This is a genomic window from Solimonas sp. K1W22B-7, from assembly GCF_003428335.1.
Classification (GTDB): Bacteria; Pseudomonadota; Gammaproteobacteria; order Nevskiales; family Nevskiaceae; genus Solimonas_A.
In genome coordinates this window covers 642,319-659,329 of record NZ_CP031704.1, presented here as the reverse complement: position 1 = coordinate 659,329, position 17,011 = coordinate 642,319, and the positions used below count along the sequence as shown (strand labels likewise).

At 68.3% G+C, this 17,011-nt stretch carries 20 protein-coding genes; 8 read left to right on the top strand and 12 right to left on the bottom strand.

What is annotated here, in order from left to right; all coding sequences use genetic code 11:
- Window positions 1-45 precede the first annotated feature (45 nt).
- The 8 genes from D0B54_RS03270 to D0B54_RS03235 all read right to left on the bottom strand — a co-directional run bounded on the left by D0B54_RS03270 (window position 46) and on the right by D0B54_RS03235 (window position 6,342).
- Window positions 46-849: an ABC transporter permease gene (locus D0B54_RS03270; protein WP_117289140.1), complete on the bottom strand. Its 804-nt coding sequence runs from the start codon at window positions 847-849 to the stop codon at window positions 46-48.
- Window positions 846-1,622, bottom strand: coding sequence for an ABC transporter ATP-binding protein (locus D0B54_RS03265; RefSeq protein ID WP_117289138.1), 777 nt, complete (start codon window positions 1,620-1,622; stop codon window positions 846-848). The genes D0B54_RS03270 and D0B54_RS03265 overlap by 4 nt, the downstream gene beginning before the upstream one ends.
- A gap of 45 nt (window positions 1,623-1,667) precedes the next feature.
- Window positions 1,668-1,895 (bottom strand): DUF1161 domain-containing protein, encoded by a 228-nt coding sequence (locus D0B54_RS03260; RefSeq protein ID WP_117289136.1) that lies wholly within the window; start codon window positions 1,893-1,895, stop codon window positions 1,668-1,670.
- Window positions 1,896-1,946: 51 nt separating this feature from the next.
- A complete protein-coding gene (locus D0B54_RS03255; RefSeq protein ID WP_117289134.1) occupies window positions 1,947-2,168 on the bottom strand; it encodes a DUF1161 domain-containing protein in 222 nt (73 codons plus the stop codon).
- A 45-nt stretch (window positions 2,169-2,213) separates the two neighbouring features.
- Entirely contained in the window at window positions 2,214-3,395 is a 1,182-nt protein-coding gene (locus D0B54_RS03250) for a cytochrome P450 (protein ID WP_162932159.1), read from the bottom strand.
- A 14-nt stretch (window positions 3,396-3,409) separates the two neighbouring features.
- Window positions 3,410-4,570, bottom strand: coding sequence for an epoxide hydrolase family protein (locus D0B54_RS03245; RefSeq protein WP_117289130.1), 1,161 nt, complete (start codon window positions 4,568-4,570; stop codon window positions 3,410-3,412).
- A gap of 64 nt (window positions 4,571-4,634) precedes the next feature.
- Window positions 4,635-5,549, bottom strand: a complete 915-nt coding sequence (locus D0B54_RS03240) for a crotonase/enoyl-CoA hydratase family protein (RefSeq protein ID WP_117289128.1) — start codon at window positions 5,547-5,549, stop codon at window positions 4,635-4,637.
- Window positions 5,550-5,568: 19 nt separating this feature from the next.
- Window positions 5,569-6,342 carry a crotonase/enoyl-CoA hydratase family protein gene (locus D0B54_RS03235; protein ID WP_117289126.1) on the bottom strand — a complete coding sequence of 258 codons (774 nt, stop codon included), beginning with the start codon at window positions 6,340-6,342 and terminating at the stop codon, window positions 5,569-5,571.
- Between the two features lie 80 nt (window positions 6,343-6,422).
- Between D0B54_RS03235 and D0B54_RS03230 the strand changes: the two genes are divergently transcribed.
- From D0B54_RS03230 to D0B54_RS03220, 3 genes are all read left to right on the top strand, one after another.
- Window positions 6,423-7,244, top strand: a complete 822-nt coding sequence (locus D0B54_RS03230) for a PaaX family transcriptional regulator C-terminal domain-containing protein (protein WP_117289124.1) — start codon at window positions 6,423-6,425, stop codon at window positions 7,242-7,244.
- Window positions 7,245-7,366: 122 nt separating this feature from the next.
- Window positions 7,367-7,639, top strand: coding sequence for a CsbD family protein (locus D0B54_RS03225; protein WP_117289122.1), 273 nt, complete (start codon window positions 7,367-7,369; stop codon window positions 7,637-7,639).
- Between the two features lie 2 nt (window positions 7,640-7,641).
- Window positions 7,642-7,932 (top strand): hypothetical protein, encoded by a 291-nt coding sequence (locus D0B54_RS03220; RefSeq protein WP_117289120.1) that lies wholly within the window; start codon window positions 7,642-7,644, stop codon window positions 7,930-7,932.
- Window positions 7,933-7,941: 9 nt separating this feature from the next.
- On the opposite strand, the gene D0B54_RS03215 is transcribed toward D0B54_RS03220, so the two are convergent.
- Together D0B54_RS03215 and D0B54_RS03210 are read right to left on the bottom strand one after the other, a co-directional pair.
- Window positions 7,942-8,646: a Crp/Fnr family transcriptional regulator gene (locus tag D0B54_RS03215; RefSeq protein WP_117289119.1), complete on the bottom strand. Its 705-nt coding sequence runs from the start codon at window positions 8,644-8,646 to the stop codon at window positions 7,942-7,944.
- A gap of 80 nt (window positions 8,647-8,726) precedes the next feature.
- Window positions 8,727-9,647 (bottom strand): LysR family transcriptional regulator, encoded by a 921-nt coding sequence (locus tag D0B54_RS03210; protein ID WP_117289117.1) that lies wholly within the window; start codon window positions 9,645-9,647, stop codon window positions 8,727-8,729.
- 204 nt (window positions 9,648-9,851) lie between these two features.
- On the opposite strand from D0B54_RS03210, the gene D0B54_RS03205 reads away from it, so the two are divergent.
- Genes D0B54_RS03205 through D0B54_RS03185 form a run of 5 tightly spaced genes read left to right on the top strand, consistent with a single transcriptional unit; the run spans window position 9,852 to window position 14,029 of the window.
- The gene (locus D0B54_RS03205; protein ID WP_117289115.1) at window positions 9,852-10,712 is read left to right on the top strand and encodes an alpha/beta fold hydrolase; all 861 of its coding nucleotides are present in this window, start codon (window positions 9,852-9,854) and stop codon (window positions 10,710-10,712) included.
- Window positions 10,713-10,727: 15 nt separating this feature from the next.
- On the top strand, window positions 10,728-11,357 hold the full coding sequence (locus D0B54_RS03200; RefSeq protein ID WP_117289113.1) for an isochorismatase family cysteine hydrolase: 630 nt from the start codon (window positions 10,728-10,730) through the stop codon (window positions 11,355-11,357).
- Window positions 11,358-11,388: 31 nt separating this feature from the next.
- The gene (locus D0B54_RS03195; RefSeq protein ID WP_117289111.1) at window positions 11,389-12,198 is read left to right on the top strand and encodes an SDR family NAD(P)-dependent oxidoreductase; all 810 of its coding nucleotides are present in this window, start codon (window positions 11,389-11,391) and stop codon (window positions 12,196-12,198) included.
- A gap of 33 nt (window positions 12,199-12,231) precedes the next feature.
- Window positions 12,232-12,711: a hypothetical protein gene (locus tag D0B54_RS03190; protein WP_117289109.1), complete on the top strand. Its 480-nt coding sequence runs from the start codon at window positions 12,232-12,234 to the stop codon at window positions 12,709-12,711.
- Window positions 12,712-12,742: 31 nt separating this feature from the next.
- A complete protein-coding gene (locus D0B54_RS03185; RefSeq protein ID WP_117289107.1) occupies window positions 12,743-14,029 on the top strand; it encodes an acetyl-CoA C-acyltransferase in 1,287 nt (428 codons plus the stop codon).
- Between the two features lie 140 nt (window positions 14,030-14,169).
- On the opposite strand, the gene D0B54_RS03180 is transcribed toward D0B54_RS03185, so the two are convergent.
- Together D0B54_RS03180 and D0B54_RS03175 are read right to left on the bottom strand one after the other, a co-directional pair.
- A complete protein-coding gene (locus D0B54_RS03180; protein ID WP_117289106.1) occupies window positions 14,170-15,861 on the bottom strand; it encodes a cholesterol oxidase substrate-binding domain-containing protein in 1,692 nt (563 codons plus the stop codon).
- A gap of 346 nt (window positions 15,862-16,207) precedes the next feature.
- A complete protein-coding gene (locus tag D0B54_RS03175; RefSeq protein ID WP_117289104.1) occupies window positions 16,208-16,996 on the bottom strand; it encodes a TetR/AcrR family transcriptional regulator in 789 nt (262 codons plus the stop codon).
- Window positions 16,997-17,011: the final 15 nt, after the last annotated feature.

Genomic DNA, 17,011 nt, shown 5'->3' with positions numbered 1-17,011 from the left:
TTCAGCCACAACAGAACTATAAATGCAACTTTTTGGTTGCATGTTTCAACTGACGCTCTCCGCGCTGTAGCGCGCCAGCAGCCCGCTGCGCACCGCATGCCGGTGCACCCGCGCGAACACCCAGCCCGCGGCCAGCACCTGCGCCATGGCCAGTGCCAGCCCGCCCAGCAGCAGCGGCCAGGACACGCCCTGCCCCGCCACCACCGCCCGCATGCCCTCGAAGACATAGGACGGCGGCATCAGGCGGCCGATCGCCTGCATCCATTCCGGCAGCGTCGCCAGCGGGTAGAACACACCGGCGAAGGGTGACAGCAGCGCCGGCATCGGCCATACCAGCCATTCCGAGGCGGGGCCGTAGCGCAGCACGATGGCGCTGGCGACGATGCCCAGGGCGATGCCGAACAGGAACAGCACCAGCAGGAAGGGCAGCAGCAGGATGCCGTAGGCGAAGAACGACAGGCCGAAGCCGGCGCTGGCCAGCGTCAGCATCACCAGCAGGCCGATCAGGCTGGCGGCGGTGCTGGTCAGCACCAGGCCGGTGACATACTCCGAGATCGTCAGCGGCGTGGCGAAGACGTTGAGGAAGTTGCGCGACCACAGGTCCTCGAAGAACGCGGTGGTCACACCCTGCATCACGCGGCCGAAGAAATCCCAGAGCAGCACCGCACCCAGCAGCTGCGGCACGAAATCGATGCCGGCGGCGCTGACGCTGTTGAGATAGCGCGTGATGAAACCCCAGAGCACGATGTCGATCGCCACCCAGGCGAACATCGGCAGCACGCGCGTGGGGCTGCTGCGCATCAGGTACACCTGGCGCAGTACCACACCGGCCACGGCACGCCATTTCATCGGCCACCTCCGAACTGCAGCGGCTCGCGCGCCACACGGATGAACAGGTCTTCCAGCGACTCCGCACCGTGCTCCCGCGGCAGCGTCTTCGGATCGCCCTGCAGCAACAGGCGGCCGCGCGACATCAGCAGCACGCGGTCGCAGACCTCCTCCACCTCGCCCATGTTGTGCGAGGTCCACAGGATGCCACCGCCGCCCTCGGTGGCCAGCGCACGGATCAGCCCGCGGATGTCCTGCGCGGTGGCGGGGTCCAGCGAGGCGGTGGGTTCGTCCAGCAGCAGCAGCGGCGGTGCGTTGAGCATGGCCTTGGCCAGGCAGACGCGGGTCTGCTCACCGGAAGACAACAGGCCGCAGCGGGTGTCGCGGAAGCGCTCCAGCGAGAACTGCCGCAGCAGAACCTCGATGCGCGCCTTGAGATCGCGCACGCCATAGATCAATCCGAAATAGCGCAGGTTCTGCCAGACCGTGAGATTGCCCGGCAACGGCGCGTAGACCGCCGCGAAGTTGGTGCGTGCCAGGGCCGCCTCGCGGCGCCGGGCCACGTCGATGCCGTCCACCAGCACCTGCCCGGCGCTGGGCTCCAGCACGCCCAGGACCATGTTGATGGTGGTGGTCTTGCCGGCGCCGTTGGGGCCGAGCAGGCCGACGATCTCGCCGCGCCCCACCTCGAAGGACACGCCGTCCACCGCCAGCAGCTCGCCGTAGCGCTTCTGCAGTGCGCGCACCGACAGCACCGGGCCGGCCGCAGCCGGCTTCTTGTCCTCAGGATTCATGCGCCCAGCATAGCGGCGCGGCCGGGCCTGCGCCCCGCGTCAAACTCAGAGGCTTTGCGTGCGCTTGTAGACGATGCGGCTGGCGCCGGCGTCGCAGCTGCCGATGACCTTGCCGCTCCCGGCCTGTGCGGCGGGGACCACTTCCAGGGCGTAGGCCTTGACGCCCTTGCCGTCGAGCTGCGCCGCGATCTCGCCCTTGAGCTCGTCGCAGGGCTTGGCCGCCGCGGCCAGGGCGGGCAGGACCAGCAGGCCCGCCAGGATGATGCGCTTCATGTCGACACTCCCCTTATCACCGCATACCGCCGCGAATCGCCGTGCGGCGGCTCAGCGCCGACGGTACACCAGTTTCATGGCGCCGCTTTCGCAGCTGCCCACCACGGTCTGCTCGCCGACCTGCGCGGCCGGCACCAGCTTGAGCGAGTAGCTGCGGATCCCCTTGGACTCGATCTTGGCCGAAATCTCGGCGCCGAGCTCCTCGCAGGCCTTGGTCGACAGCGCGGGCGTCGCCATGGCGGCGAGGATGGCCCCGAGCAGGATGTGACGCATGTGTTCCCCAGATTTGCCGCGGGTCCCAAGGCCCGCAGGCAAAGCTTAGCGCACCGGGAAGCTTGCCGGCACGTGGGTGAAGCCGCGGACATTGGGGTTGTGGGCGCGCCTGAGTCCCGATTCGTCGATTTCGTAATCCGGGATGCGCTTGATGATCTCCTCGAACACCACCTTGGCCTCCAGCCGCGCCAGGGCCGAGCCCAGGCAGGCGTGGATGCCCATGCCGAAGGCCATGTGATCACGGGCGCCGCGGGTGATGTCGTAGCGGTCCGGATCCTTGTACTTGTCGGCGTCGCGGTTGGCCGAGATGATGCACAGGCCGACGCGCGCACCCTCCGGGATGGTCTTGCCGCGCAGCGTCACGTCCTTGCCGGCGCGGCGCACGATGATCTGCGAGGAGCCGTCGAAGCGCAGCGTCTCCTCCACCGCGTTGACCACCAGCGAGGGATCGCGCCGCAGCAGCTCGCGCTGGTCCTTGTGCTGCCACAGGCGGTAGGCCATGTTGCCGATCAGCTTGGTGGTGGTCTCGTTGCCGGCGATGGCCAGCAGGATCAGCGTGCCCACGGTCTGCTTGCGGTTCATGCTGCCGGCCTTCTCGGCGCGCAGCATGATCTCGACCATGCCCTCGGCGTTGCCGGCGGCCTCGTACCTGGCCGAGTGCGTCTCGAAGTAGGTGGCCATGTTGATGAAGCCGCTGATGTTGCGCTCCGACAGCGAGTGCTGCTTGTCCTCGCGCGCGATCAGGTCGTCGGCCCAGCCGCGCACCTTGTCCTGGTCCTCGGCCGGCACGCTGGTGAGCGCGGAGATGACGTCCATCGGCAGGAAGCAGCCTAGGTCGTCGACGAAGTCGAGCTTCCCGGCTTTCAGCTTCGGCTCCAGCAGGCGCACGGTCTTGTCGCGGATGTACTGCTCCAGCGCCTGCACCGCGGTGGGCGTCATCAGCGGCATGAACAGGTTGCGCACGCGCGTGTGCTCGGGCGGATCGCTGAAGATGAACATCGGGTAGGGCAGCGCCTCGGTCGAGCCCTTCTCCAGCGAGGTGGCGCCGGTGTTGATGAAGCTCTTGAAGTCGCGGAAGGCGCCGAACACGTCATCCCACTTGGTCAGGAACCACAGGTCCAGCTTCTCGTTGTAGTGCACCGGGTCCTGCTCGCGCAGGGCCTTGTAGGTGGGATACGGGTCCCAGTGGAACTGGTGGTCGTAGGGGTCGAGTTGCAGGCTGGACATGGGTGACTCCTCCATCATCGTTCTTGTTCGTGGGCGCGCAGCTTCCGCGCATAGGCCCACAGGTCTTCGGCAAACAGTCGCGGCTGTTCCAGCGCGGCAAAGTGACCGCCGCGCGGCGGCTCGCTCCAGTGGATCAGCGGGTAGGCGGCTTCGCACCAGGCGCGCGGCATGCGCACGATCTCGTTGGGGTAGCAGGCGAAGCCGGTCGGCACCGTCACCTTGCCCGGCGGCTCCTTGCGCTGCAGGCTCTGGGCGAACTCGCGGTAGAGGCGGATTCCGGAAGCGATGCTGTCGGTGAACCAGTACAGCGAGACCTGCGTCAGCAGCGTGTCGCGGTCCACCGTGGCGCCGTCGCTCCAGCCGCCGTACTTCTCGCCGATCCAGGCACACCAGCCGGCGGGCGAATCGGTCAGCGCATAGGCCAGGGTCTGCGGGCGCGTGCTCTGCTGGCGGTAGTAGCCCATGCCGTCGCGGCGGTGCGCTTCGGCCGCTGCCAGCCAGGCCAGCTCCTGCGGGCGCACCTGCTTCATCGCCGCCGCCAGGTCGCGCGGCGGTGCGAAAGTGACCATGTTCAGGTGCAGGCCGTCGACATGCCGGGCATCGTCCACGGCGATGTAATGCGAGACCACCGAGCCCCAGTCGCCGCCCTGCAGCACATAGCGCTCGTAGCCCAGCTCCTGCATCAGCCGCGCTTGGCGCCGCCCGATCTGGCGCGGGCTCATGCCGGGCTTGCGCGCCGGCGGTGAGCCACCGTAGCCCTGCAGCGACGGCAGCACGAGATGGAAGGCGTCGGCGGCATCGCCGCCGTAACGCTCCGGTTCGGTCAGCCGCGGAGCGGCCTCGAAGAACTCCAGCACCGAGCCGGGCCAGCCATGGGTCATCAGCAGCGGCCGTGCATGGGCATGCGGCGAACGGATGTGGACGTAATGCAGGTCCAGGCCGTCGATGTCGATGCGGTACTGCGGATAGCGGTTGAGCCGCGCCTCGGCGGCGGCGAAGTCGAAGCCTTCGCGCCAGTACTCCACCAGGGCGCGGGCCTGGTCCAGCGGCAGGCCGGCGGCGCTGTCCTCGCCCTCCAGTTCGTCCGGCCAGCGCGTCCGGGCCAGGCGCTGGCGCAGTTCCGCCACCGCGGCGGGCGGGAACTCGAAGCGGAATGGGACAGGCGGTTGGCTCACTGCCTCAAGTTAGCCGGCCGGCGATGCCGGATTCGCCCCACATTCGGGTGATTTGAGGCTGGGGTCAGCCTTTGTGCGTGGACAGCCCAAAGTCCCCGAACGGCTCATCCCGTTCCCTGACCGCCGTCCGGAACCCGGCCTCCGCCGCCCGCTGCTGGAAGGCATAGCCCTCCTTCGTGTGACGGGTGATGCCGTCGAACACCGTGCCGAGGATCTGGGTGGTATGCAGGCCCTGCGCGGCCACGCTCTGGTTGAGCAGCAGCTTCATCATCACCAGTTGGTTCACCGGCATGCGCGCGATGCGCTCCAGCAGGATCTCGAAGCGCTCGTCCAGTTTGTCCGGCGGTGCCGACTCGATCGCCAGGCCCCATTCCTTCGCTTCCTTGCCCGACAGGCAGTCGCCGGTGAACAGCAGGCGCTTGGACTTTTCCAGGCCGATGCGGTGGAACCAGATCGAAGTGGTGGGCGAGCCCCAGACGCGCGCCGGCGGGTAGCCGATCTTGGCATCGTCGGCGATCACCAGCAGGTCCGAGCACAAGGCCATGTCGGTACCGCCGGCGACGCAGAAGCCATGAACCTTGCAGACCACCGGCTTCTCGCTGTGGAACAGGCTCATGAAGCCTTTCACGTTGCGGCTCATCATGGCGTAGTCGACCATCGGGTCCCACTGCGAGCCCGGCACGTGGTTCTGCATCTGCACGCGCGGGTCCAGCACCGAGCCCTTCGGGCGATGCGCACTCTCCTCGCCGATCGCCATGCTCTCGGCGCTGTCGACCAGGTCGTAGCCGCCGCAGAAGCCGGTGCCATTACCCGACAGCGCGATGACGTGAATGGCGGGATCGATGTTGGCGCGCTCCACGCACTCCGCCAGCTCGCGCGGCAGGTCCATGGTGATGCCGTTGCCGCGCGCCGGGCGGTTGAGCGTGATGCGCGCGATGCGGCCGGTGACGGCATAGGTCATCGTTTTCAGCGTGTCCATTGATCTCTCCACAAGGTTTTCAGAACTTCCCGCCGCGCCCCACGCCACCGCTGAAGCGCGTCGCTCCCGCCACCGTCTCGCCACTGCCCAATGTCTTGAGCCCATGCGCAAACTCGTTGGCGATGGCCGCATCCTCGGCCATGCCCCACTGCTCATGGGCGCTACGGCGATCGCCGCGCATGCACTGCTGCGGGAAGGCTGCCAGCTGCAGCGCCAGCGTCTCCGCCTCGGCCCGCGCCTGCCCCGCCGGCACCACGCGGTTGGCCAGGCCGAAGGACAAGGCTTCCTGCGCGTCCACCGGCCGGCCCGTGAGGATCATGTCCAGCGCGCGGCTCATGCCGATGGCGCGCGGCAGGCGCACCGTGCCGCCGTCGATCAGCGGCACGCCGAAGCGGCGGCAGAACACGCCGAACACCGCCGTCTCGTCGGCCACGCGCAGGTCGCACCACAGCGCCAGCTCGATGCCGCCGGCGACGCAGTAGCCCGACACCGCCGCAATCACCGGCTTTCCCAGCTGCATGCGCGAGGGACCCATCGGGCCATCGCCCTGCGTGTCGATGCGGTTGGCGCGCGCCGGATCGCCGCCGGCCACGGCCTTCAGGTCCGCGCCGGCGCAGAAGTGCTCGCCGGTGCCGGACAGGATCGCCACCGACAGCTCCGGGTCGGCGTCGAAGGCGCGGAAGGCCTCCGCCAGCTGCGCCGCCGTCACGCCGTCCACGGCGTTGCGCGCCTGCGGACGGTTGATCGTCACCCACAGCAGCGGCGGGCGCCGCTCCACCAGGACTTCGTTCATGATTTATTACTCTGTATGACAATTGATGAAAGTCTATGTAATGTTACTGCTGCTGGCAAATCCTGCCTTACCATGCGCGCATGATCCCCAAGCCAAGACGCCTGATCCTGGGCCTGCTGCTCGCCGCCGAAGGCCAGCCGCTGTCCGCACGCGAGGCCATCGCCGCCTGCGCGCTGTTCGGCATCAGCGCCAACAGCGTGCGCGTGGCCCTGGTGCGCCTGTCCGCCGACGGCCTGATCGAGGCCACCGAGCGCGGCAGCTACCGCCTCAGCGCCAGCGCCCACGAGCTGGCCGACGACGTCGCCACCTGGCGCAGCGCCGAGCAGCGCATGCGGCCCTGGCATGGCGGCTGGCTGGCGGTGCACTGCGCCGGGCTGGGCCGCAGCGACCGCGTCGCCCTGCGCCGCCGCACCCGTGCGCTGGCGATGCTGGGGTTCCAGGAACTGGATGGCGGCCTGTACCTGCGCCCGGACAACATCGAGGACAGCGTCGACGCCGTGCGCCGCCGCCTGCACACCCTGGGCCTGGAAAAGCAGGCGCCGGTATTCGTCGCCGCAGAATTCGATGCCGCGCGCGAGGCCGCCATCCGCAAGCTCTGGGACGGCAAGGCGCTCAATGCCGGCTACCGCAAGCTGCGCACGCAGCTCGAGGAGTGGCTGACGCGCGCCGACAAGCTGGAACCCGAAGCCGCCGCACGCGAGTCCTATCTGCTGGGCAGCAACGCCATCCGCCACGTGGTCTACGACCCGTTGCTGCCGGCGCCGCTGGTGGATGCCGAGGCGCGCCACGCCTTCGTCGAGACCGTGCGCCGCTTCGACCGCGCCGGCCAGGAGATCTGGCGCAGCCTGCCCAGCGGTCCGGGCGGCATCGGCACCGCCCGCGCCAGCGCCAGCCGTCACTGATCCGCAGCACTGGCTAAGTGCGCTAGCGCACCGACGGCCGCTACGCCCCGGGGCTATTGTTCCGCTCTTGCATCGAGCTTGCGCAACCCGCGAATCGCGGGCCGCGGCCGACAGAGGACGGCATGAACGATCCCGCCGCACCGCACGCGCCCCAGCCCGACCGACCCGCCAGGGTGGTCAAGGGTCCATGGAAGGACCAGGTCAGCGACGCCCGCCAGCTCTGGCGCCGCCTCGGCGAAGACGAACTGCTGCGCTGCGAAGGCCATCTGCAGAAGCTGACCCAACTCGTGCAGCAGCGCTACGAACTCTCCCGCTACACCGCCGAAACGCAGGTGCAGGGCTTTCTCGATCGCTGGAAGCGCGGTGAATCCCCCGGCGGCACCACAGGACAATGACGATGAATCCCGAAGAAACCCCCAAGACCGCCGGCATCACCCCCGCCTTCCCGAGCCGCGGCCAGCTCAAGGCCAGCGCCCTGGCCGAAGCCCTGGCGGTCAAGAAAAAGTGGAAAACGCTGATCGTGGAAGCCCGCACGACCTGGCCGAAGCTGCACCTCGAGGAACTGGCGACCGTGGGCGGCAACTTCCACGTCCTGGCCGGGCTGGTGCAGCTGCGCCATCGCTACAGCCGCGAGGAATCCGACCGCCAGGTGAAGGAATTCTTCGCCCGGCACTACCCGGTCGCCTGATCCCGCGGATCAGGCGAGCAGGCGCTCGGTCTCCTTCCTGACCACGGCATAGCACTCGCAGCTATGCCGCTCCAGCCGCGGCCGGTCCAGCACCGTGATCTTGCCGCGGCGGTACTCGATCACGCCAAGGTTCTGCAGCTTTCCCGCCGCATCGGTCACGCCCTCGCGGCGCACACCGAGCATGTTGGCGATCATTTCCTGGGTGACGGCGAGCTGGTTGCCCGGCTGGCGGTCCAGCGTCAGCAGCAGCCAGCGGCACAGCTGCTGGTCCACCGAGTGATGGCGGTTGCAGGCCGCCGTCTGCGCCATCTGCATGATCAGCGTCTGCGTGTAGCGCAGCATCAGCAACAGCATTTCGCCGTGGCGGTTGAACTCGTCCTTGAGGCGCTGCCCTTCCAGGCGCCAGGCCGTTCCGGCGCCACGCACCAGCGCGCGGCTGGGCGTGCTCTCGCCGCCCATGAACAGCGCCACGCCGACCAGGCCCTCGTTGCCCACCACCGCGATCTCCGCCGCACCGCCGTTCTCCAGGGTATAGAGCAGCGACACGATGCAGTCGATCGGAAAGTGGACGTAGTCCAGGCTGTCGCCGGACTCGTACAGCACCTGCCCCCGCGCCAGCGACACCTGCTTCAACTGCGGCTGCAGGCGGGCCAGCACCTCCGGCGGCAAGGCAGCGAGCAGGTGATTGGAGCTGGCGGGAGATAGGGCGGGCATGGCGGCGACAGCAGGGCACTTGGTTTGGCGCTCGGCGACGCTCGGCGCCCACCACCATACCCAATCCCCGCCCCGCGCGCTCAGGGCCTCGATTGCCGTAGTGTTGACGGGCCCTGGCCCGCGAAACGCGCCGCGTCTTCCTCGAACTGTTCCGCCAGCCAGTCGGCAACGGCACGGAAGCGCCGGATATGCGCGGCATCGCGATGGCTCAACAGCCAGATCTCGCGCTGCAGCTCCGGCGCCGTACCGACGCGCCGCAGGGCCGTGCGCGTGTCGGCGAAAACGCAGGGCAGCAGCGCCAAGCCCATGCCCGCCTCGCAGGCTGTGATCAGCGTCGACACGCTGTTCACCCCCACCACGCGCCTCGGTGGCGGCTGCAACTGCGCCAGCCATTTTGACTCCGGCAGTCCCGCCAGCTCGTCGCCGTAGCCGAGCCAGGGCTGCGCGCTCCACTGGTCGCGCGGGCTGTCAGCCAGCGCCGGCACGCCATAGACCGCGAAGCCGGCATTGGCGACCTTGCGCATCAGCAGCGCCGCGTCCTGCGTCGGCTGCGCCACCCGCAAGGCAAAATCCGCCTCGCGTCGCGTGAACGACAGGTTGTGATCGTCAGGGACCAGTTGCAGGTCCAGGCCCGGATGGCGCCGCAGCAGTTGTGGCAACCGCACCACCAGCCAATGATCGAACAGCGCATCCACGGCCGTGAGCCGCACCGTGCCGCTGATCCCCTCGCTCTCGGCGCGGGTTTCCGCCTGCAGGGCCTGCACCTCTCCGGCCACGCGCCCGGCACGCTCGATGAACACTGCCCCGGCGCTGGTCGGCTCATAGCCGCGATTGCTGCGGATGAACAGGCGCGTGCCCATCGCCGCCTCCACCACCGCGACGCGGCGGCTGATGGTGGACACGTCCACCCCCAACTCGCGTGCGGCGGCACTCATGCTGCCAGCCCGGGCCAGCGCCAGCAGCAGCGGAATGTCGTTCCAGTCCAGTGCGGATGTCCCCATGCGGTGCCCCTCCCCGGTCCCAAGTCCCTGCTTTTGTGCAAGACGACAGCCCAGTCTAGGGCTTTCCGGCGCTCCCCGGACACCCATCCTTGCATTTCTGCAAAGGCAGCTTGCAGCCACGGCGATTCCGCCGCGGACGCCCGCCGCGCAATCTGTGCCCAGGCCGGACACCGCGTCCCGCCATCCAACGCAGGGAGCAGCGACATGAGCAACAACACCTCGACCAAGGCTGGCACCCAGGGCAGCGGCTATGTCACCGCCCAGGACGGCGCCCGCATCTTCTACAAGGACTGGGGCAAAGGCCAGCCGGTGCTGTTCAGCCACGGCTGGCCGCTGACGGCCGACGCCTGGGACGCCCAGATGGTGTTCCTCGGCCGGCAGGGCTACCGCGTGATCGCCCATGACCGCCGCAGCCACGGCCGTTCCGACCAGACCTGGGACGGCAACCACATGGACTGCTACGCCGACGACCTGAACACCCTCATCGAGACCCTGGACCTGAAGGAGCTGATCCTGGTCGGCCACTCCACCGGCGGCGGCGAGATCACCCACTACATGGGCCGTCATGGCACCAAGCGCGTCGCCAAGGTCGTCCTGGTTGGCGCCGTACCGCCGCTGATGCTCAAGACCGCCGCCAACCCGGGCGGCCTGCCGCTGGAAGTCTTCGACGGCATCCGCAAGGGCACCTACGACGACCGCTCGCAGTTCTTCCGCGACCTGACGATGCCGTTCTACGGCTACAACCGTCCGGGCGCCAAAGTCTCCGAAGGCGTGCGTGAGTCGTTCTGGCTGCAGGGCATGATGGGCGGCATCAAGGGCCAGCTCGACTGCATCCACGAATTCTCCGAGGTCGACTACACGCCCGACCTGAAGAAGATCGACGTACCCACCCTGTTCATCCACGGCGACGACGATCAGATCGTGCCGATCGGCGCCTCCGCGCTGATGGCCGCCAAGATCGTCAAGAACTCCACGCTCAAGGTCTACAAGGGCGCAGACCACGGCCTGACCGTCACCCACCAGGACCGCTTCAACGCCGACCTGCTGGACTTCATCAAATCCTGATCCGGGGAAGCCGCCATGACCACCACCAACGCCTCCTACGACGCCGGCCGCACCGCCCTTCTGTTCGTCGATCCCTACAACGATTTCCTCTCCGAGGGCGGCAAGCTGTGGCCGCGCGTCGCCGAGGTGGCCAACGCGGTCGGCCTGCACGACAAGCTGCGCGCCGTCACCGCCGCGGTCCGCGGCGCCGCCATCCCGGTGTTCATCGTGCCGCATCACCGCGCCGAGCCTGGCGACTTCGCCAACTGGGATCACCCCACGCCCTACCAGCTCGGCGCGTCGAAAGTGCAGGTCTTCGCCAAGGGCAGCTGGGGCGGGGACTGGCACCCGGACTTCGCGCCGCAGCCCGGTGACACCGTGGTGAAGGAGCACTGGGGCGCCAGCGGCTTCGCCAACACCGACCTGGACATGCTGCTCAAGCAGCGCCGCATCAGCCACGTGATCCTGGTGGGCCTGATCGCCAATACCTGCATCGAATGCACCGGTCGTTTCGCCAACGAGCTGGGCTACCACGTCACCCTGGTGCGCGACGCCACTGCCGCCTTCAGCGCCGAGGCGATGCACGCCGCACACGAGATCAACGCCCCTTCCTATGCCCACGCGGTGCTGACCACGGCCGAGTTGCTGGCCGCGCTGCCGCGTTGAAGCCCCTCAGCTCACTTCCCAGGAATCCATCATGAACAGCAGCAAGCAAGCCAACACCGCCCTGATCACCGGCGCCTCCTCCGGCATCGGCGCCACCTATGCCGAGCGGCTCGCCCGTCGCGGCCACGACCTGGTGCTGGTGGCCCGCGACCGTCCGCGCCTCGAAGCCCTGGCCCTGCGCCTGCGGCAGGAGACCGGCGTGCGCGTCGAGACCGTGATCGCCGACCTGACGCAGGGCGAAGACCTCGCCGCCGTCGAAACCCAGCTGCGCGGCGACGAGCGCATCGCCCTGCTGGTCAACAACGCCGGCGTCGCCGTCAACGGCCCGCTGCTGGCGTCGGATCCGGACAAGCTCGTGGCGATGATCCAGCTCAACAGCGTCGCCGCCACACGCCTGGCGCTGGCCGCGGCCGAAGCCTTCGCCGCGCAGGGCCACGGCGCCATCGTCAACATCGGCTCGGTCACATCCTTGCTGCCGGAACGCTTCAACGGCGTCTATGCCGCCACCAAGGCCTACCTGCTGACCCTGAGCCAGGCGCTGGCCCAGGAGCTGGCGCCGCGCGGCGTGCGCGTGCAGGCGGTGCTGCCCGGCGTGACGCGCACGCCGATCTGGGAGCACTCCGGCATGTCCGCCGAATCGCTGCCGCCGGAGATGGTGATGGACGTGGGCGACATGGTCGACGCAGCGCTGGCCGGCCTGGACCTGGGCGAAACCGTCACCATCCCCTCGCTGCCCGACGCCGCCGACTGGAACGCCTACACCGCCCAGCGCCTGGCCCTGGGCCCGAACCTGTCGCTGTCTCAACCTGCCGCGCGCTACCGCAACGCGGTAGTGTCCTGATCGCCACCTACACCACTCACCAGGGAGCCTGTCATGTTCGATCTCCAGACCTTCACGCTCATCCACGTCGTCATCAGCCTCATCGCGCTGGCCGACGGCATTGCCTTGCTCATCCTCTGGTCCCGGGGCCGCGACGTGCCCGTGCTGGCCACCCACGCCATCGTGCTGCTGCTGGCCACCAGCATCACCGGGTTCATGTTCCCCTTCGTCAAGTTCCTGCCCTCGCATGCCTTCGGCATCCTGTCGCTGATCCTGCTGACCGCGACCGTGATCGCCCGCTGGGGCAAGGGCCTGGCCGGCCGCTGGCTGACGGTCTATGGCGCCACGCTGGCAATCGCCATCTACCTGGACGCCTTCGTCGCCGTGGTGCAGGCTCTGCAGAAGATTCCGGCGCTGAACGCGCTGGCGCCCACGGACAAGTCGCCGGGCTTCATGATCGCCCAGGGCCTGCTGCTGGTCGCCTTCGTCCTGCTGGGCCGGTCCGCCTTGCGCGGCCTGCGCGGCAGCCGCTGATTCCCCCACGCGAACCACAAGGAAGAACCTCATGAGCCCGTCCGCTTCCCATCCGCAAGCCTGGATCGCCTCCGGTGTCCGCACGCCCTTCGCCAAGGTCGACGGTGCCCTGGCGCCGCACGACGCCATCGGCCTGTCCGTACCCGTCGTGCAGGCCATGCTGCAGCGCCTCGGCGGCGCCACGCCCGACTTCGCCGTCTGGGGCAGCGTGGTGCCCAACCTCACCTGGAGCAATCTCGCCCGCGAGGTGCTGATGGAAGCCGGCGCGCCGGCCACGATCACCGCCTTCTCCACCATCATGGCCTGCTCCACCAGCATGATCGGCGCCATCGAGGCCGCCGGCATGCTCAACGACAGCAGCCGCCAGCTCGCCCTGGTCGGCGGCGTCGAGAGCATGAGCCGCGTGCAGATCGGCCTGGGCCAGACCCTGTCGGACTGGCTGCGCAAGTTCCAGAAGACCAAGACCCCCGGCGAGAAGCTGCAGCACATCGCCAGCCTCAAGCTGGCCGACGTCGGCCTCTACATTCCGGCGGTGACCAACCGCACCACCGGCAAGAGCATGGGCGAGCACACCGAGATCACCGCCAAGGAATGGCAGATCCCGCGCGCCGCGCAGGACGAAAGCGCCCTGGCCAGCCACAAGAACTCGGTGGCCGCCTGGGAGCGCGGCTTCTTCGACGACCTGGTGATCCCGGTCGGCGAGATGAAGCGTGACGGCATCCCGCGCAAGGACACCACACTGGAGAAACTCGGCAAGCTGCCGCCGGCCTTCGACCGCAAGAGCGGCCAGGGCACGCTCAGCGCCGGCAACTCCTCGCCGCTGACCGACGGCGCCGCCGCGATCTGGGTCGGCACCGAAGCGGGCCTGGGCAAGCTGCCGGCCAACACTCCGCGCGTGAAGCTGCTGGACTGGGAGATCGCCGCCATCGACTTCCGCCACGAGGGCCTGCTGATGGCGCCGGCCTTCGCGATCCCGCGCCTGCTGGCACGCCGCGGCCTGAAGTACAGCGACGTCGGCCTCTGGGAGATCCACGAAGCCTTCTCCGCGCAGGTGCTGTTCCACATCAAGGCGATGGAAGACCAGGCCTTCCTCAAGGACCGCGCCGGCGTGACCGCCGACCTGGGCAGCTTCCCGCGTGAGCGCGTCAACCCCAACGGCGGCAGCGTCGCCATCGGCCACCCCTTCGGCGCCACCGGCGCGCGCATCCTCAGCCAGGCGGTGAAGGAACTGGCCGCGATGCCCGGCGGCACGCTGGCCATCGTCAGCATCTGTGCCGATGGTGGGCAGGGCAGCGTGGTGTTGCTGGAAGCGGCGTAGGGGCAGCAGGCCTGGCGGTGCAGGAGCGAGCTTGCTCGCGGGCAAGCTCGCTCCTGCATATCAAGCTTGGCCTCTCAAACAAAAAGGAGGCGCCATCCTTGGCGCCTCCCCGTACCGCTCGATGGAACCTTGAAGCGATGTCAGGCCGGCATCAGCCGATCCAGCATCGGACTGCTGAAGATGCGGTGCGGATCGAACTTGTCGAGCCGCTGCAGCGCCCAGTCCCAGTTCTCGCCTGGGCCCGCCGCCGCGCGGAAGCCCTGCGGGATGTGCTGGCCCAGCACCACCGGATCGGTCCAGGCCTTCTCGCTGCCATAGCCCCAGCCCTTGGACCATTCCACGCGCATCGAGGCGTAGTTGCCGCTGAAGTGCGCGAAGGCCCACAGCTCGAACTCGCGGAAGAACTCGTTGGCGTTGGGCGTGCCGGGGAAGGTCAGCAGGTCCAGCCACACCGCCACGTCCCACTCGGGATGATCGGCGCGCGGACGCACCGCCGACAGCGCCGGCGACTCGGCGCCCGGGATGCCGACATGCTCCGGATGATCCAGGCCGGTGACGCGGATCTCCACCGGGCCGTTGACCGGGTAGAGGCCGCGCGCCTGCCAGGCCTTCATCATCGCCTGGTACTTGGTGTTGAACTCCGATACCACGCGCTGGATGTTGGCGCGCGAGGTCAGGATGGCGTAGCCGTTGGCGGTCACGCGCAGCGTGGTCGGCTTGACGTACAGCATCAGGTTCTTCGACGGGCCCCAGATGTCCTGCGACAGCGTCGCCAGCAGGCCCGCACTGCTGACCAGGTATTCCGCGTTGGCGAAGACTGGCGTGGCCGCGCCGATGCCGCTCATCACCTGGTCGGCAAGGTCGGACACCAGCCGCGGGATCGAGTCGGCGAAGATGTAGCTGTAGGGCTTCGAGACCTTGCGCGACAGCAAGGGCTTGGTCGGGCTCACGGTCCAGACCTTGAGCCAGGGATTCTGCGTGAACGGGAACAGGATCGCCTCGACGCGGCCGGACTGCTCGACGAAGCTCGCCAGCGTGCGCCCGCCGCTGCCCGGCGCGCCAAACATCTCGCTGGCCGGGATGTTCATGAAGCTCTGGCAGCGCAGGTTGACATTGGCGCCCGCACGCAGCACCACCTCGGTGACGAAGCTGCGGCCCAGGTGGGTCATCAGCGCCTTGCAGTGCGGATGCGAGCGCGGCAGCGTGCGCAGCTTGTAGCTGTCGCTGCCCTCGTCCCAGACCACCGCCGTGATGCTGACGACGAGATTGCTCAGCGTGCCGAAGGTATGCCCCGGCTTGCGCGTTTCGCCCGGCGCCGGCACGCCGGTGCCATGGCAGCCGATCGCCAGCATGCCGCCGACGGTGACGTCCCCCGGCGCCGGCGAAGCCGCAAGGCCGCAGCCGTTGAGTTCCAGGAAGCCCAGCAGGTCTTCCAGCATCGTACCGGCCTGCACGCGCACCGCCGCCTCGGGCAGCGGCGCCACCATTTCCATCGCGGTGAGGTGCTGGGTAGTGTCCACCATCAGGATGCGCGCATCGCAATCCGTGCCCGGCTCCAGCGCCAGCGGCGACCAGTTGTGCATGGAGCCGCGCGGGCGCAGGCGCCAGCCCTGGGCCTTGGCCCAGTTGGCCAGCACCACGACGTCCTGCGCACGCGCCGGCGCGCAGGTCCACAGCGCGTCGACGCGGATGTCGCCGGCCCAGTTCTCGAAGCCCTGGCGGTAGAGGTCGATGCCCGCGGGAAAGGCCGGAGGCGGCGTACCGGAGGCAGCATCCGCCGGCGTCAGCCGGAACAGCGGCGCCCAGGCCGCGAGCGCGGCAGCCGAACCCATGCCCGTGACGAATTTGCGGCGCGACAGGCCGCGTCCGCCATTGCCCGCCGGCTCATCCCTACCCTGTGACAAGAGCTTTCTCCCCCGCTGTCGTAATGGCAGGGGCTCCCCCGGAGCGCTCTCCCTGCCCCCACATCATCGGGGATTTTGCAGGGCCTGCCTCTACGCCGAACGGATGGCGGCGTTTTCCTACAGCAACTGTCGGCGTTGTCTCAGGCGAATATCGGTTCGCCCGTCAACATGTGATTCAGCGAATCAAGTCCGCCCAGGCGAAGCTCACGTTGATCGCAAAGCTCGATCGCTGCCGCGATGGGCAATCCCTGTCCGTGACCCCATCTCGCGCCTTCTATCGTACCGGCGAAATCCCGCTTTTCGTTGAAACTGCAGGGAGCGGAAGCCGTGCGATGCTGGCAGCCTCCTTGGGCGGCAGCCCCAGGATTCCCATGATCATCGTCGCGGTCCGTTCGGGGATATCCCCCACGCTCATGCCCATTTGCTTCAGCAAGGCGGCCTGCGGGCTCTTCTCGGTCCCGGCTTGTTGCTCCGCCGAAATGGCGGCGAGTACCGTACCCCCGACAGCAACGAAGGCAAGGAACAGATCCGGAGCCTTGAACCTCCCGGCCGCCACACCCCGGGCCAGGTCACGCATCATGAACTGGCCGAGACCGCGCGTCAGCACTCGGGCCGAGTAGCCCTCTCGCAGCAGGAATTGACCCCAGACCGGTTCGCGTCGCGCGCGCATGACGGTATGCCTCACGCTGAAGGCGACTGCCTTTGCCGGGTCATCCACGTCGGATACCAGTTCGCCAAGGGCCTTGGCGAAATCCTCGAAGACGAGGTTCATCAGGGCGTCGTAGATCGACTCCTTCGACTCGAAGTGGTTGTAGAAGGACCCGAAACCAACGTCTGCCGCCTCCGTGATCTCGTTGATGGCCACGCCTTCCATGCCCCGTTCGGCCATGAGGCGGAACGCGGCATCCAGCAGCTTCGCGCGGGTTTCGCGCTTGCGGCGCGCCCCTCGAGGCTCGCGTTCCGTCGGCGCTGCATCAGCGCTGCTGCTTGCCTTGGCCTTGGCTTTGACCTTGGCAGGGGCGGCATTGCGCTTGGGTTTCCGAGGCGCAGACGGGGTGGCCATCAGGTGCTCCAGTGA

Coding starts and splice junctions, on each gene's coding strand:
- D0B54_RS03270 (WP_117289140.1), bottom strand. CDS start 849: ATGAAATGGCGTGCCGTGGCCGGTGTGGTACTGCGCCAGGTGTACCTG.
- D0B54_RS03265 (WP_117289138.1), bottom strand. CDS start 1,622: ATGAATCCTGAGGACAAGAAGCCGGCTGCGGCCGGCCCGGTGCTGTCG.
- D0B54_RS03260 (WP_117289136.1), bottom strand. CDS start 1,895: ATGAAGCGCATCATCCTGGCGGGCCTGCTGGTCCTGCCCGCCCTGGCC.
- D0B54_RS03255 (WP_117289134.1), bottom strand. CDS start 2,168: ATGCGTCACATCCTGCTCGGGGCCATCCTCGCCGCCATGGCGACGCCC.
- D0B54_RS03250 (WP_162932159.1), bottom strand. CDS start 3,395: ATGTCCAGCCTGCAACTCGACCCCTACGACCACCAGTTCCACTGGGAC.
- D0B54_RS03240 (WP_117289128.1), bottom strand. CDS start 5,549: ATGGACACGCTGAAAACGATGACCTATGCCGTCACCGGCCGCATCGCG.
- D0B54_RS03235 (WP_117289126.1), bottom strand. CDS start 6,342: ATGAACGAAGTCCTGGTGGAGCGGCGCCCGCCGCTGCTGTGGGTGACG.
- D0B54_RS03230 (WP_117289124.1), top strand. CDS start 6,423: ATGATCCCCAAGCCAAGACGCCTGATCCTGGGCCTGCTGCTCGCCGCC.
- D0B54_RS03225 (WP_117289122.1), top strand. CDS start 7,367: ATGAACGATCCCGCCGCACCGCACGCGCCCCAGCCCGACCGACCCGCC.
- D0B54_RS03220 (WP_117289120.1), top strand. CDS start 7,642: ATGAATCCCGAAGAAACCCCCAAGACCGCCGGCATCACCCCCGCCTTC.
- D0B54_RS03215 (WP_117289119.1), bottom strand. CDS start 8,646: ATGCCCGCCCTATCTCCCGCCAGCTCCAATCACCTGCTCGCTGCCTTG.
- D0B54_RS03210 (WP_117289117.1), bottom strand. CDS start 9,647: ATGGGGACATCCGCACTGGACTGGAACGACATTCCGCTGCTGCTGGCG.
- D0B54_RS03205 (WP_117289115.1), top strand. CDS start 9,852: ATGAGCAACAACACCTCGACCAAGGCTGGCACCCAGGGCAGCGGCTAT.
- D0B54_RS03200 (WP_117289113.1), top strand. CDS start 10,728: ATGACCACCACCAACGCCTCCTACGACGCCGGCCGCACCGCCCTTCTG.
- D0B54_RS03195 (WP_117289111.1), top strand. CDS start 11,389: ATGAACAGCAGCAAGCAAGCCAACACCGCCCTGATCACCGGCGCCTCC.
- D0B54_RS03190 (WP_117289109.1), top strand. CDS start 12,232: ATGTTCGATCTCCAGACCTTCACGCTCATCCACGTCGTCATCAGCCTC.
- D0B54_RS03185 (WP_117289107.1), top strand. CDS start 12,743: ATGAGCCCGTCCGCTTCCCATCCGCAAGCCTGGATCGCCTCCGGTGTC.
- D0B54_RS03180 (WP_117289106.1), bottom strand. CDS start 15,861: ATGGGTTCGGCTGCCGCGCTCGCGGCCTGGGCGCCGCTGTTCCGGCTG.
- D0B54_RS03175 (WP_117289104.1), bottom strand. CDS start 16,996: ATGGCCACCCCGTCTGCGCCTCGGAAACCCAAGCGCAATGCCGCCCCT.